General features: G+C 52.5%; 15 protein-coding genes. All 15 read right to left on the bottom strand.

The genetic code is table 11. The annotated features are described in order from the left end of the window. Positions 1 to 23: 23 nt before the first annotated feature. The 15 genes from INT20_RS13005 to rpsR all read right to left on the bottom strand — a co-directional run bounded on the left by INT20_RS13005 (position 24) and on the right by rpsR (position 13,246). Entirely contained in the window at positions 24 to 1,283 is a 1,260-nt protein-coding gene (locus INT20_RS13005; protein ID WP_172116100.1) for a lytic murein transglycosylase, read from the bottom strand. A gap of 244 nt (positions 1,284 to 1,527) precedes the next feature. Next, entirely contained in the window at positions 1,528 to 1,932 is a 405-nt protein-coding gene (mnhG, locus tag INT20_RS13010) for a monovalent cation/H(+) antiporter subunit G (RefSeq protein WP_193057054.1), read from the bottom strand. Further along, positions 1,925 to 2,194, bottom strand: coding sequence for a monovalent cation/H+ antiporter complex subunit F (locus tag INT20_RS13015; protein WP_087107777.1), 270 nt, complete (start codon positions 2,192 to 2,194; stop codon positions 1,925 to 1,927). The genes mnhG and INT20_RS13015 overlap by 8 nt, the downstream gene beginning before the upstream one ends. Then, positions 2,194 to 2,667: a Na+/H+ antiporter subunit E gene (locus tag INT20_RS13020; RefSeq protein WP_193057055.1), complete on the bottom strand. Its 474-nt coding sequence runs from the start codon at positions 2,665 to 2,667 to the stop codon at positions 2,194 to 2,196. Before INT20_RS13020 ends, INT20_RS13015 begins: the two co-directional genes overlap by 1 nt. Beyond that, positions 2,664 to 4,259 carry a Na+/H+ antiporter subunit D gene (locus tag INT20_RS13025; protein WP_193057056.1) on the bottom strand — a complete coding sequence of 532 codons (1,596 nt, stop codon included), beginning with the start codon at positions 4,257 to 4,259 and terminating at the stop codon, positions 2,664 to 2,666. The genes INT20_RS13020 and INT20_RS13025 overlap by 4 nt, the downstream gene beginning before the upstream one ends. Further along, complete coding sequence (locus tag INT20_RS13030) at positions 4,256 to 4,603, bottom strand: Na+/H+ antiporter subunit C (RefSeq protein WP_172116096.1); 348 nt, start codon at positions 4,601 to 4,603, stop codon at positions 4,256 to 4,258. The genes INT20_RS13025 and INT20_RS13030 overlap by 4 nt, the downstream gene beginning before the upstream one ends. A gap of 18 nt (positions 4,604 to 4,621) precedes the next feature. After that, complete coding sequence (locus tag INT20_RS13035; RefSeq protein WP_087107785.1) at positions 4,622 to 5,053, bottom strand: Na+/H+ antiporter subunit B; 432 nt, start codon at positions 5,051 to 5,053, stop codon at positions 4,622 to 4,624. Then, positions 5,046 to 7,397: a putative monovalent cation/H+ antiporter subunit A gene (locus tag INT20_RS13040; protein ID WP_172116095.1), complete on the bottom strand. Its 2,352-nt coding sequence runs from the start codon at positions 7,395 to 7,397 to the stop codon at positions 5,046 to 5,048. The genes INT20_RS13035 and INT20_RS13040 overlap by 8 nt, the downstream gene beginning before the upstream one ends. 359 nt (positions 7,398 to 7,756) lie before the next feature. Then, positions 7,757 to 8,836, bottom strand: coding sequence for a ferrochelatase (hemH, locus tag INT20_RS13045; RefSeq protein ID WP_193057057.1), 1,080 nt, complete (start codon positions 8,834 to 8,836; stop codon positions 7,757 to 7,759). A gap of 425 nt (positions 8,837 to 9,261) precedes the next feature. After that, positions 9,262 to 9,564, bottom strand: a complete 303-nt coding sequence (locus INT20_RS13050; RefSeq protein ID WP_172116093.1) for a DUF6482 family protein — start codon at positions 9,562 to 9,564, stop codon at positions 9,262 to 9,264. Between the two features lie 112 nt (positions 9,565 to 9,676). Continuing rightward, positions 9,677 to 9,970 (bottom strand): hypothetical protein, encoded by a 294-nt coding sequence (locus tag INT20_RS13055; RefSeq protein WP_087107793.1) that lies wholly within the window; start codon positions 9,968 to 9,970, stop codon positions 9,677 to 9,679. Between the two features lie 72 nt (positions 9,971 to 10,042). Then, entirely contained in the window at positions 10,043 to 11,428 is a 1,386-nt protein-coding gene (gene dnaB / locus INT20_RS13060) for a replicative DNA helicase (RefSeq protein ID WP_193057058.1), read from the bottom strand. A gap of 264 nt (positions 11,429 to 11,692) precedes the next feature. Next, on the bottom strand, positions 11,693 to 12,139 hold the full coding sequence (gene rplI / locus INT20_RS13065; protein WP_172116091.1) for a 50S ribosomal protein L9: 447 nt from the start codon (positions 12,137 to 12,139) through the stop codon (positions 11,693 to 11,695). Between the two features lie 15 nt (positions 12,140 to 12,154). Next, entirely contained in the window at positions 12,155 to 13,006 is an 852-nt protein-coding gene (locus tag INT20_RS13070) for a hypothetical protein (protein WP_087107798.1), read from the bottom strand. A 12-nt stretch (positions 13,007 to 13,018) separates the two neighbouring features. Further along, the gene (gene rpsR / locus INT20_RS13075) at positions 13,019 to 13,246 is read right to left on the bottom strand and encodes a 30S ribosomal protein S18 (protein ID WP_009097135.1); all 228 of its coding nucleotides are present in this window, start codon (positions 13,244 to 13,246) and stop codon (positions 13,019 to 13,021) included. Between the last annotated feature and the right edge of the window lie 10 nt (positions 13,247 to 13,256).

Genomic DNA, 13,256 nt, shown 5'->3' on the forward strand with positions numbered 1-13,256 from the left:
AGTGATTAATCATAACTACGCACCTAGCGCAGCCTTTCAAGCAGCGCCTGAGTAGCGAAGCCATCCGGCGTCAGGCCTTGGCTGCGTTGAAAGTCACGCACGCCTTGGCGTGTATTGGGTCCCATCACACCGTCAGCCCCGCCTACCGAATAGCCCGCTTCATTCAAGCGCCTCTGGAGTTCTTTGACATCGTCGCGGGTTAAAGGTGTCTGCCCTCGCGGCCATGCCTGGCGTATTCCCTCACGCCCGGCAATTTTATCAGCCAGCGTCGCCACGGCCAGGGCGTAGCTGGTGGCGTTGTTATAGCGCAAAATCGCTCGAAAATTAGCGCCTACCAAAAAGGCGGGCCCTTCCGCCCCGGCCGGAATGACGATAGCCGCGCTCTCGAAATTGGGCAGTTCACCCTGCAGGGCGCGTACACCTTGACTCGCCCACTCAGCGCTACTGCGGCGCTCGGTCTGTGAATAATCAAACGATGCAGGAAGCGCTAACTCAACCCCCCAGGGTTCGCCTGCTTGCCAACCTGCCCGCGCCAGATAGTTGGCGGTGGAGGCCATCACATCGGGGATACTGCCCCAGATATCACGGCGGCCATTATTATCACCATCCACGGCATAAGCTTCAAAGCTACTGGGGATAAACTGGGTATGCCCCATAGCACCCGCCCAGGAGCCTTTCATTTGCTCGGCTGCGATATCGCCCTGGTCAATAATACGTAACGCCGCAAGCAGTTCACCGCGTGCGAAATCCCGGCGACGCCCGTCGTATGCCAAGGTGGCGAGCGCCTCAAGGGTCGAGAAATCACCAAAATTGCTTCCGTAATTGCTCTCGATGCCCCAAATCGCCACGATGATTTCTGAGGGCACGCCGTAGCGTTGCTGCATTTCTAATGCCGTCTGGCGGTGGGCGTCAAGTTTCTCACGGCCTGCATTGACGCGCGTATCGGAGGCGGCAGTGTCGAGATATTCCCAAATAGGCCGCACGAATTCCGGCTGGTAACGGTCCAGTTCAATCACCCGTTCACGGTAGCGCACGTTATCCAATGCGGTGGCTAGCGTTGATTCACTGATCCCCTGAGCAGCTGCATAACGACGGAACTCATTGCGCCACTGTTCAAAGTTGGCATAGCGTAGCTCTTCGGCACCGCGGGCATCCACTTCTGTCATCAACTGCGGGTTAGCGTAGAGGCTTCCGCTAAACATTACCGATAGCACCCCGGCAGTAACTACAAGTGATGTATGACAAAAAGCGCGACGTAATGGCAAATTAATCTTGAGCAACATGGTGTCTCTTCCTGGGCTGTCCTTGGCATGCCTGATGATGGCCTGGAAAACAAGCAGATACCAGAATTTGTACGAAAACAACGTGTGCTTAGCCGTTGTGGCGTAAACCCACGCCGACCAACCTTTCACCAGGTAAAGTCACGGCGCTGACATTTCCTGCTGATACATTGTGTTATAAAAAAACCACCCGAAGGTGGCTTCTTACCGATTAGTTATTTACCAACCGCTAAATTAGTGAAACACATTAATCGGGATCCGTTGCTCGTGGCTGACGTTTAGCATTTTCATTCGTTTCCATACCGCTTTTTAATTCGTGGGTTAACGGGTCGTAGTTGGGACGAAGCTCATCCTTGACCGTACCACTCCAAAGTCGAGAGCCCACAAAGTAACCCGCCCGTCCTATCACATGCGCCGCAACGGGGGCTGTCATCAGGATAAACACGATAATCGCAAAGGAGCGAGCGACCACGCCTACCTCAGAAAAATGCATCGCCGATGCCAGCATGATCAAAATAACGCCTAATGCCGCCGCTTTGGTAGTGGCATGCATACGCGTTAGCAGGTCCGGCAAACGTAGCAAGCCAATAGCCGCCAAGAGCATAAATAAAGAGCCTGTCAGCAATAGCACACCTTTAATCGTTTCAATCATCGCGAGGCCCTCCCCGTTCCAAAAAGCGTGCAAAGCCAATCGCGGCCAGAAAGCCCATTAGCGCAATAACGATAGCGGCATCCAGAAAGCTGGCTACCCCGGATTGAATGGCGTAAACGCCTACCAGCCCGACCACTGTAGTAGAAAAAAGCTCAAGCGCCACTACTCGGTCAGGCAGGCTTGGCCCGCGCACCACACGCACAAATGTCAAAATTAGCGCCAGCCCCATAATGATCTGGCTAATCAAGAGAACCGTATCCATTAGCGAAATAACTCCAGGGCTCGATGCTCCATTTCTTTTAAGTTACGTCTTAGCTCTTCTTCATCATCAAGAAACATGGCGTGGATATAAAGCACCTTGCGGTCATCAGAGACGTCCAGGCTCAGCGTTCCCGGTGTTAAAGAGATCAGATTAGCCACCAGGGTAATTTCCATTTCAGTGCGTGCGGAAAGCGGCATGGCAATCACGCCTGGCTGCATGTGCCAAGGCGGCGTCACAATATCAAACGCAACACGCAGGTTGGCTTGAACAAGCTCCTTTAGAAAAAAGCCCAGAAAGCCAATAATGCGCGGAATCCTGGCCGGGTAGCCTTTTAATGCGCTGACTTGCGGCTCAATCATCACCAGCGTGATATAGCCGAAAATCATGCCTACCAGCAGGTTTAAGCCAGTGAAGTCGCCGCTTAGTAGCACCCACGCCAATCCTAACAGCAGGTTCCAAATAGCACCGGTCATGGCGCGTCCCCCCCGCCTATTATTTCTACCTGCAACTCGCCTGGTATCAGTAGCGCATCCTCAACACTCGCGGATACGCCCAACACCGCATCAATATAGCCTCTGGGGGCCAGCAATTGGTCACCAATAGTGGTCATCACGCTCATGATGGGTTCAGCAAAAACCCCGATTAGCACTGAAAACAGAGCCAGCACCACCACGGGCAAATACATCATCCACAGGCTGGGTTTAATAAGCCGCCCGTCATCCCCAGAGGGTGTATTCGATACAGGCACCTGATTATCGTCTGGCAAGGATTTCCAGAAGACTTCGTTCCATATCTTGACCATGGAGTAGAGCGTTAATAACCCCACACCCAAGGCAATGGCAGTAATCACATACGCCTCGGCTTCAATACCTGCCCGCACAATGACAAACTTGGCGAAGAATCCGGATAACGGAGGAACCCCCGCGAGGGAAAATGCTGAGATAAAAAACGCAACGGCAAGCCAAGGGCGCTCTTTATAAAGCCCACCCATCTTTTTTAGCTGGTACGTGCCCTGTAAGCGGTGAGTGATACCGCTAATCAAAAACAGGTTCGTCTTGACAACAATATTGTGCATGATGGCAAACACGCCGCCAGCAATCGCCAAGGGTGTATACAGCGCCAAGCCCAGAATCATATAACCAATCTGGCTGACGATATGAAACGACAAAATACGCCGAAACTCATATTGAGCAGCCGCACCCAGCACCCCGGTCACCATGGTAAGCACCGCCCCCCACAACATTATTTCCTGTAGGTAGTCCATCGACTGGTCAAAGATCAAGGTAAACACGCGGAACAGTGAATATACGCCTACTTTGGTGAGAAGGCCTGCGAACAGCGCTGAAACGGCAACCGGCGGCGTATGGTAAGACGCAGGCAGCCAGAAAAAGAGCGGAAAGGCCGCCGCCTTAATCCCAAAGGCCACCATAAACATCACCGCGAGCACCTCGACCATCCCATTGTGCTCAACGACATTCATGCGCAGTGCGATATCGGCCATGTTAAGCGTACCGACCGTGCCGTACAGCAGCCCCACCGCTGTCAGAAAGATCACCGACGCCAGCAGGTTAAGCGTTACGTACTTTATTGCTCCCTCCATCTGGGCCCGCTCGCCGCCCAAAATCAGTAGCGCAAAAGAGGCCACCAGCATTACTTCAAACCATACATACAGGTTGAAGATATCGCCGGTCAAAAAGGCTCCCGCCACCCCGGCTAACAACAAGTGCATTAACGGATAGTAGCCAAATTTCTCATGGCCACGACCGGTCGTCGCCAAGGAGTAAATCCCCATGGCGAGGCCGATGATACCGGTCAGTAGCACCATCACCGCACTTAACATATCGGCGATGAGCGTAATCCCAAACGGCGCAGGCCAGCTGCCCATTTGCATGGTGACATAGCCTTCGGAAAGGGTTGTCGTAAACAGCCAAAGGCTAACGATCAGAAATGCTATATTTCCAGCGACTGCGATAAAGCGCTGCATTGGCCTTGAACGCCAAAACAGTAGTGAAATAGCCCCTGAAAGTAAGGGTAAAAGGACGGGAAGAGCAACTTCAGGCCTCACGTATCAGTATCCTTCATCTTATCCATGTCATCAGCCTTCACCACTTCATAGGCACGACGAATCAATACAACAGCAAAGGCCAGCACACCAAATGCGATAACGATAGCCGTCAGTACAACGGCTTGGGGCAACGGGTCAGCGACATCGCCCATAGGCTGAACCATACCTTCTGGAATCAGCGGTGGCGCGCCCCGCGTCATTCCGGCAGTAGTAAAGATCAATAAGTTAGCAGCGTTGGAAAGCAGCAGTAGCCCAATAACCAGTTTTACAATGGAGCGTCGCAGCATCATAAAAATAGCGGTGGCATACATAACCCCAATCGCTAGCGCCATTACCGGTTCCATGCGAATCCTCCTGTTATGTTAAGGCTCATCCTTATCCACCTCCATCAACGCCATCACCATACCAATCACCGCTCCCAACACCGCCAAGTAAACGCCAATATCAAAAATCAGCGGGGTGGAGGCTTTAAAATCAATAACCGGAATGGTCCACCACTGCGCGGTTAAAAACGGCTGACCCATAAACCAGGCAGGTACAACAGAAATCATGCCTAACAACAGCCCCACGCCAATCAAGTCGCGAGGGTCGACCATCCGTAAAACCTCTTTTGTGGCACTGACGCCAAACGCCAGCAGATACAAGGTAAACGCCCCCGCCGCTACTAACCCTGCAATAAACCCACCGCCGGGCTCGTCGTGTCCACGAAGCAGTAAAAATATCGAAAACATGAGCTGTAGCGGCATTAGAAAGCGGGCCGCCGTGTTTAAAATAATCGTTCCCGATTTAACCATCGTACGGCTCCCTGCTATCAGTATTCCCGCTGTCATTGGTGGGCTTAGCGCTTTCTGGCTCGTGGCGCAGCTTCAGCATAGCGATAACGCCAATGGCGGCTAGCGCCAGTACAAACATCTCGCCCAACGTATCCAGCGCCCGGTAATCCACCAAAATGACGTTGACGATGTTACGGCCAAAAGCGAGCGGTGCGCTGTTTTCAACCATATAGGTAGAAATGGACTCGAACTGGTTAATACTCCAGGCCGTCATGATCAGAAGGAAAATTAATATCCCCATCATCGCAGCTACCGAGCCATCGCGAATACGCTCCAGGCTGGTCGAAAGATGCGAGAAGCGAGGCAGCCTGAACAGTACCAGCACCAGTAAAATAACCGTGAGCGTTTCAACCAGAAGCTGGGTGATCCCAAGGTCAGGGGCGCTGAAAAGAATAAAGACCAGCGCGATTGAGAACCCCATAATACCCACTGACACGACAGCACCCAGCCGGGAGCGGGTGATTGTTGCATATAGGGCACCCATCACCATTGTGCCAACGACGATAGCCTCATGAAACCGTACATCAAGTTCAAAGGCTAACAGCGGAGAGTGGCGCACCAGAATGGAGTTACCCAACAGCGTAATCAGCACGACCAGCATGACTAAAATATAGTTGCGCATATAGCCATTTTGCAGCACACGGGTTTGCCATTCCGCAAACCGAACCAGGCCATTTAACAAGCCTTCATAGCCCGCTTCCGGGCCGTAGCGCATAACAGGGGCCAGCAGCGTTAGCTTGCCTCGTACGTTGTCCCAGTACTTGAACAGCAAAAAGCCCAACCCCAGGCTAACAACGGACATTATCAGCGCCGCATTAACGCCGTACCAAAGTGACAGCGCCACTTCTCTCGGCTGCCCTGCCACCGCACTTGCCGCTGACGTTAAAAGAGCGTCAACGCCAAACATGGCGGGCGCCAGACCAAAAACCAGCGAGCCTACGCTTAGCAGTGCGGGTCCCATTAACATGCCGAAAGGTGCTTCATGCGGCGTTTTTGGGGTTTCGTGACGCTTGCCGTAAAAAGGCCGTAGCGCAACAATCGCCGCCACGGCGATAGTCATAATCGCGCTGACAAATGCGAACACGACTAGCAAGCCTTGAAAATCCCCTGCGCCCAGCACCGCTTCAAACTTAAGCTCTTTGCCAATAAAGCCAAGCAACGGCGGCACCCCAGCAAGTGATAGCGCCGCTATCAATGCAATGGTGGCCGTCACCGGCATCAAAGACCTTAACCCGCCCATTGCGGTGACATCCTTGGTGCCCGTTTCATGATCGAGAATACCGGCCACCATGAACAGCGCCCCCTTGTACAAGGAGTGTGCGAGCAAAAAAGTTACAAACGCTGTCATGGCGTACTCGGTACCAATGCCCAGCAGCATCGTCAATGTGCCGAGCGCCATAATGGTTGAGTAAGCCAGCAGCTTTTTAATGTTCGTGTGATGGATAGCCAGGAAGGCGCCCAACAGCAGCGTAATAGCGCCCACCACAGAGAGGATGCTTATCCAGAGTGCCGTTCCACCCAGTTCAGGCTGAAGCCTTGCCATGAGGTAAATACCGGCTTTCACCATGGTGGCAGAGTGCAAATAAGCCGAGACAGGTGTAGGTGCTGCCATGGCGTTGGGCAGCCAGAAATGAAAGGGAAACTGAGCTGATTTAGTGAAAGCGCCCAACAGCAAACAGATAAGCATGGGCGTATAAAGGGCATGCTCTCGCAGGTCGGTTTCCATTGCGCGAATATCGGTTAACGACCACTGGTCGCTGGCGATGCCCAGCAAGATAAGCCCGGCCATCAACGCAAGTCCACCCGCAAAAGTGACAAAAAGCCCTTGGCGAGCCGACTTACGCGCCTGCATATCGGTATGGTTAAACCCGATCAGCAGGTACGAAGTAACGCTGGTTAACTCCCAAAAAATAAACAGCGTAATCAGCCCATCGGCCAACACTAGCCCCAGCATGGACACCATAAAAGCCATCAGCGCGATATGAAACCGCGCGATATCCGGGTGGCCTTTTAAGTAACTCCCCGCATACACCAATACGCACGCGCCAATAACGCTGATTAACAAGCCGAACAGTAAGGACAAACCATCCAGCATAAAGGTGAGGCTGATACCTAACAAAGGCACCCACTGCCACTCCATTAGCAGCGGGCCGTCATTAATGATTGTGGGTGCTTGAGAAAACAGCCACGCAGCGATGAGCGCAGGAAAAAGGGCCAATACCATACTCGTACGGTCTGCAAACCAGCGCTGCATAAGTGGTGCCAACGCGGCTAATACAAACCCCATCAAAACGGCGAATTGCATCTAGCGATATCTCCTGTGTATCTGCCCCATGATGAAGCGGGTTCGTTGAGCATCAATTCCTCTCGCGGTGAGTAGCGATCATCATCCCTGTTCACTGCTCTCTCTTAACTGCTCTGTCTCAAGCACCCTGTCTTAAGAGCTCTATTTCAATAACTCTGCCTTAAGCGCTCGGACCAGATTTTAACGAGCACGCCGAAAGCCGTAGAGTAACAGCGCTTATTTTAAGCACGCGAGGTGATCATAAAGTCGTAGACTCTATAACAGGCCACTGCGTGTTACCAGGCAATCATTCAAAATCAAATAGATAGCGTGCTTATTGTTACTTCATCGCCGTTTATAACGTCTTGATTATCGGTTCATTACGACTGTTGGAGCCAACCCAAAAGCTCGTTATTCACGATGTCCAGCAGCGCCTTTATGTGATCATTACGATCATTTAAGCAGGGAATGTAACTAAACGTTTCGCCGCCTGCTTCCATAAAGCTATCGCGGATCTCCTCCTTGATTTCTTCTAGCGTTTCCACACAGTCGGAGGAGAAAGCAGGCGATAGAATCGCAATATGTTTATGGCCCTGCTTGGCAAGCGCGGCTACGTGCTCGACCGTTGCAGGCCCCACCCACTTTTCAGGACCAAACTGTGATTGAAAGGTGGTATCCACTTCCTCCTGACTAAAACCTAGCGTTTCGCCCAGGAGACGCGTGGTTTTCTGGCACTGGCAATAGTAGGGGTCGCCTTGCATCAAATAGCGCTCAGGCACGCCGTGGTAGCTGGCAACTAACTTGGTGGGCCGCGTCTCAAGCTCGGCGTAAACATCTGTTACTGAATTCGCCAGTGCCTGTAGATAAGCAGGGTGATCAAAATAGGCGGGCACCGTACGAATAGAGGGTTGCCACTTCATCTTCATTAAGGCACGAAACGCCTCATCATTGGCGGTTGCAGTGGTCGGCGAGGCGTACTGTGGATAGAGCGGAAAGAAAACAATCTTCTCACAGCCCTTTTCTTTCATCCGCGTTAACACGCTGCGCGTTGAAGGATTGCCGTAGCGCATACAGAAATCCACTTCAACGTTGTCGCCGTATAAGGCCGTAAGCTGCTCCGTCAGTTTTTCGGTTTGCGCCCGCGTGATCGTGAGTAGCGGGCTTTCGTTTTGTTCGGTGTTCCAAATGCTTTTATACGCTTTACCCGACGAAAAAGGCCGCTTGGATAAAATAATCAGTTGCAGAAGCGGTTGCCACTTCCAATCGGGATAATCCACTACCCGCTTATCGGAGAGAAACTCACTTAAATAACGTCGCATCGACCAATAATCAGTGGCATCGGGCGTCCCCAGGTTAGCCAGAACTACACCTACTTTTGCCCGCGGCACGGCCGGATGATCACTGGATGCATGGGCCAAGCGGCCTTCGCCCGGCAGGTCCACCACAACGCTATCGGTCATTACGCTTACTCCAAAGACGGCTTCTAATTATCAAAAATCTTAACACTTTTCGATAAGGCGCGGCATAAAGTTATACTATCAACATCATTTGTATAATCACCGGTAAAGTGGCACTCCGCCGCCCCGCGCCTTACTTCAAATACGCTTTAAGCGCAGATCGAAGATACTTAAAAAATAGCGACAAGGTGGCCAGAAGCAAAACACCTGAAAAGCACGGCGAATAGAGGCAAGTTAAGCGGTTAAAGCAATGCGTTGACCAGGATGCTGGTAGGGCTTTGTTGCTACCGAGCCTGCAAGAAGCGTTGAATGCAGGCTGCTTTCTTTGCCTGTCACCGCATTAGGGTTTAGGCGAGGGTGGGAAAAACGTTACGCTAACTGTTGTGTGTGCATTCAGTAAATACACAGAGTGATTCATCAACCGCTTTTTAAAAAACCAGCGGCATTCGTGAGGCTAGCGGCTCGCTGTAATGCGCGTCACGACCAATAACTTCGTCCTGAGGCACATGTTGAACCAGATACGCGCGATGAATACCCGCACGTTTTAGCTCCAAATACACATCATCTAACGAGCGAAACAGCATGGGCTTACCACGTTGGGTGAGCATATGCCGCGCGCCTTCTACATCTTCAAGTTCAAGCTGATAAAAACGACTACCCGAATGCGTAATAACGCGAATTTCGAAATTATCGTGGCTATCGACGAACTGTTTAAGTGCTTTCAGTTCCATGATTCCCTCCTGTTATTGGATACAACAATAGGACCCAGCATGACTGCGTCCTATTACATTCCTGTTACCTTACATTGGCACTTATTGACCAAGAGGGCAACTTTTCAGGAGGCTACTGATATTCAGAAGGATCAATCGCCTTACCAAGTGAGTTACGATCAATCCAGTTACCGCCCTTGGTCTCTTTGTAGCGAAATACCACGTTATCGCCGATAGCGACCGGAAGCTCAGCATCTTCTGTTTGATAGCTGTACTTCTCACCATCAACGACCAGCTGATAGCGATAAAGGTCTGGCATACCCAGCCACTCTTTAAAAGGCCCTTCGCGCTCTAATTCCTGAAGTTCTCCGCGCCCTTGAAGCTTGGGAAGACGCTGACGATTACCACGCCGAAAACCACCTGCCATGAATTACTCCCGTTCGTTCTTTTTTCCGTATGCTCAATATATCAAGGGCGTGATGCTGGTCACACCCTCACTCTAATCACCAAAGGCTTCGCCATAGCTGTCGGGAGCCAGGTCTTCAAAACGGGTATATTTGCCGATAAACGCCATATGCACCGTTCCGATAGGCCCGTTACGCTGCTTACCGATAATGAGTTCAGCCAAGCCCTGATTATCTGGATTATCCTGGTTATACACCTCGTCACGATAGACGAAGGCGATAACGTCCGCATCCTGCTCGATGGCGCCTGATTCCCGCAAGTCAGACATGACCGGGCGCTTGTTGGGGCGCTGCTCCAGCGAGCGGTTAAGCTGAGAAAGCGCTACTACCGGACATTTAAACTCTTTCGCCAAGCCTTTTAGCGAGCGCGAAATTTCCGATATTTCCCCCGTGCGGTTTTCAGAAAAACCGGGGATCTGCATTAACTGAAGGTAGTCGATCATGATCAGCGCCATATTGCCGTGCTCACGCACGACACGGCGCAAACGCGAGCGCATTTCATTAGGTGAAAGCGCAGCGGTGTCATCGATAAAAAGCTGCTTGTCTTTAAGCAGATTGACCGCCGACGTTAGGCGCGGCCAATCCTCATCCTCCAACTGCCCCGAACGCACGCGGGTTTGGTCGATGCGCCCAAGCGATGACAGCACCCTAAGCATCAGCGATTCAGCCGGCATCTCCATGGAGAACACCATCACGGGCTTATCGCTGGCGATAACCGCGTGTTCGACCAGGTTCATCGCAAACGTGGTTTTACCCATGGAGGGACGCCCGGCAATGATGACCAGGTCCGAAGGCTGAAGCCCTGACGTCATTTCATCTAGATCACGGAAGCCGGTTGATAGCCCCGTCATTTCGCCCTTCAGGTTGAAGAGCTCATCAATGCGATCAACCGCCTTGGTCAGAAGCTCACTCATGCCAATCGGGCCACCCGTTTTAGGGCGCTCTTCGGCAATCTGAAAAACCAACCGCTCAGCTTCATTAAGCAGCTCATCGGCTGGCCGCCCCTGGGGGGCAAAGGCGCCTTCTGCAATCTGATTCGCCGCTCGAATCAGCTTTCTAAGCGTTGCCCGCTCACGCACAATATCCGAATAGGCGCGAATATTACTCGCCGAAGGCGTATTGCGGGCAAGCTCCGCCAGGAAAGCCAAGCCACCCACGGTATCCAGGTGATCTCGCTCTTCAAGCGCTTCTGACAAGGTGATGACATCAAGGGGTTGTCCAGACTCTGCCAGATGAATCATGACGTTAAACACCAAACGGTGCTCATAACGATAAAAGTCATCGGCTACCAGGCGCTCGGAAACCGTATCCCACGCCTGATTATCCAGCATTAGCCCGCCTAACACCGACTGCTCCGCCTCCAGCGAATGCGGCGGCAGCTTCAGCGCTGCCGTTTCCTGATCAGCAGAAGGCTGGTCCATAGCGAGCTCCTTTCAATAGTGCAGCATAGCCGACAAAGACCACTATCTTAATCGGACAAACCGTTAGCAACCACCGCTAGGTCATCGCATAAAGGGTTATTTCTAAACGCTCAGGGCTTTCAACAAACCACTAGCCGCTTGGAAATAGGCCTTCTTTAAATGGCACAGGGCTTAAATAACACAGGGCTTAAATAACAAAGGGCTTAAATAACAAAGGGCGCGGGAAATCCCGCGCCCTTTTGGCGTAAATAGCAGCAGCAAAGTTTACTCTGCGACGACTACCACGCGAACAACGGCGTCCACTTCTGCATGCAGGTGGAGGTCGATGTCGTATTCGCCAGTTTGACGAATCGGGCCTTGCGGCATACGCACTTCGCTCTTGGCAACCTCGATGCCAGCAGAGGAAATAGCGTCGGCCAGATCACGCGGACCGATAGAACCAAACAACTTGCCTTCGTCGCCAGCTTTAGACACAAGCGAAAGCTCGATGTCGTTCAGCTGCTCAGCGCGGGCTTGGGCTTCTGCTTTACGCTCAGCCGCTTGAGCTTCAAGCTCAGCACGCTGTGCCTGGAACGCGTCAACGTTCTCTTTGGTGGCCGGTACGGCTAAACCGTAAGGCACCAGGTAGTTACGACCATAACCAGGCTTAACAGTGACCTTGTCACCCAGGCCGCCCAGCTTACCAATGTTGTCGAGCAGAATGACTTCCATCTCGTAAACCTCTTGTCAGTTGCCGCGGGCAAGGCGTGCGCGAATGTTCGCGAATGTATCAATCAGCCCCAACAGCAGCACAATGAGAATCGTGGGCCAGGTCGTGATCAGCAGCACATAAAATGCTACCAGCCACAGCCCGTTCATCCCCTTTAATCCAATATAACCATGCACTAACGCAATGCCGGCAACGAGTAGTGGTATCCAGCCGAGTACTGCTAACGCATGCCCCCCAAGCATCATGCCGACCACACAAAGCACCGCTAACACGGCAAGCTCTTTAGGTGCGAGTCGTAACGCATGAAACTCTTCACGAAACCCGCCCGGGTTATATAACCCCGCTTGCCAGCTTCGCGCCAAGGCTAAACATGCAATCGACGCAATCAGAACCACAAGCCCCGTAACGCCCCCTACCACAATGGCAGCCAGCATTTGGGTATCGTACCCCTGATTAGCCAACTCTGTGAGCATACGATCAACGTCCGGAGAGCCTTGTCGTAGTTGCTCAAGCATTGGCCCCATGTCGCCTGGCAGGCTAAAGATGCCGAACTGTACCATTGCTGCAGCCACGAAGGTGCCCGCCAGCAACGCTTCACTCCAACGCATCCGTTCACGCAAGACAACCGCCATCAGCGTTACCAGCAATACGCTGGCCAGCGGGATAACGTCGCCTTGCGACCACCAAAAACCGGCGGGTAGCGCCGCTGCGATAATAACCGGTAGCGCAGGTGCAAAGCCTTTACGCAGGGTTACCAAAGCAGCAATAGCAGCACCTAACCAAAACAGCCACGGCACTAACGTGGCCAGCGCTGCCCCGCCTACGGCGTAAGGCAGCCCTCGCATTAGCCATCTTGCCAGTGCCAGCATCACGTTAAACGCTTACTGGTGACTATCGGAGTAGGGCAGCAGCGCCAGGTAGCGCGAACGCTTGATAGCAGTCGCCAACTGACGCTGGTAGCGTGCTTTAGTGCCGGTGATACGGCTCGGAACGATCTTGCCAGTTTCGGTGATATAAGCTTTCAGGGTGTCCAGATCTTTATAGTCGATCTGCTTGACGCCTTCAGCAGTGAAGCGGCAAAACTTACGGCGACGGAAAAAACGTGCCATGGATTAGCTC

The organism is Halomonas citrativorans, from assembly GCF_014898005.1.
In the GTDB taxonomy this organism is placed as follows: Bacteria; Pseudomonadota; Gammaproteobacteria; order Pseudomonadales; family Halomonadaceae; genus Vreelandella; species Vreelandella citrativorans.

What these genes read in the sequence shown, in the direction of transcription:
- INT20_RS13005 (WP_172116100.1), bottom strand. Translation starts at nt 1,283, where the DNA reads ATGTTGCTCAAGATTAATTTGCCATTACGTCGCGCTTTTTGTCATACA.
- mnhG (WP_193057054.1), bottom strand. Translation starts at nt 1,932, where the DNA reads ATGATTGAAACGATTAAAGGTGTGCTATTGCTGACAGGCTCTTTATTT.
- INT20_RS13015 (WP_087107777.1), bottom strand. Translation starts at nt 2,194, where the DNA reads ATGGATACGGTTCTCTTGATTAGCCAGATCATTATGGGGCTGGCGCTA.
- INT20_RS13020 (WP_193057055.1), bottom strand. Translation starts at nt 2,667, where the DNA reads ATGACCGGTGCTATTTGGAACCTGCTGTTAGGATTGGCGTGGGTGCTA.
- INT20_RS13030 (WP_172116096.1), bottom strand. Translation starts at nt 4,603, where the DNA reads ATGGAACCGGTAATGGCGCTAGCGATTGGGGTTATGTATGCCACCGCT.
- INT20_RS13035 (WP_087107785.1), bottom strand. Translation starts at nt 5,053, where the DNA reads ATGGTTAAATCGGGAACGATTATTTTAAACACGGCGGCCCGCTTTCTA.
- INT20_RS13040 (WP_172116095.1), bottom strand. Translation starts at nt 7,397, where the DNA reads ATGCAATTCGCCGTTTTGATGGGGTTTGTATTAGCCGCGTTGGCACCA.
- hemH (WP_193057057.1), bottom strand. Translation starts at nt 8,836, where the DNA reads ATGACCGATAGCGTTGTGGTGGACCTGCCGGGCGAAGGCCGCTTGGCC.
- INT20_RS13050 (WP_172116093.1), bottom strand. Translation starts at nt 9,564, where the DNA reads ATGGAACTGAAAGCACTTAAACAGTTCGTCGATAGCCACGATAATTTC.
- INT20_RS13055 (WP_087107793.1), bottom strand. Translation starts at nt 9,970, where the DNA reads ATGGCAGGTGGTTTTCGGCGTGGTAATCGTCAGCGTCTTCCCAAGCTT.
- dnaB (WP_193057058.1), bottom strand. Translation starts at nt 11,428, where the DNA reads ATGGACCAGCCTTCTGCTGATCAGGAAACGGCAGCGCTGAAGCTGCCG.
- rplI (WP_172116091.1), bottom strand. Translation starts at nt 12,139, where the DNA reads ATGGAAGTCATTCTGCTCGACAACATTGGTAAGCTGGGCGGCCTGGGT.
- INT20_RS13070 (WP_087107798.1), bottom strand. Translation starts at nt 13,006, where the DNA reads ATGCTGGCACTGGCAAGATGGCTAATGCGAGGGCTGCCTTACGCCGTA.
- rpsR (WP_009097135.1), bottom strand. Translation starts at nt 13,246, where the DNA reads ATGGCACGTTTTTTCCGTCGCCGTAAGTTTTGCCGCTTCACTGCTGAA.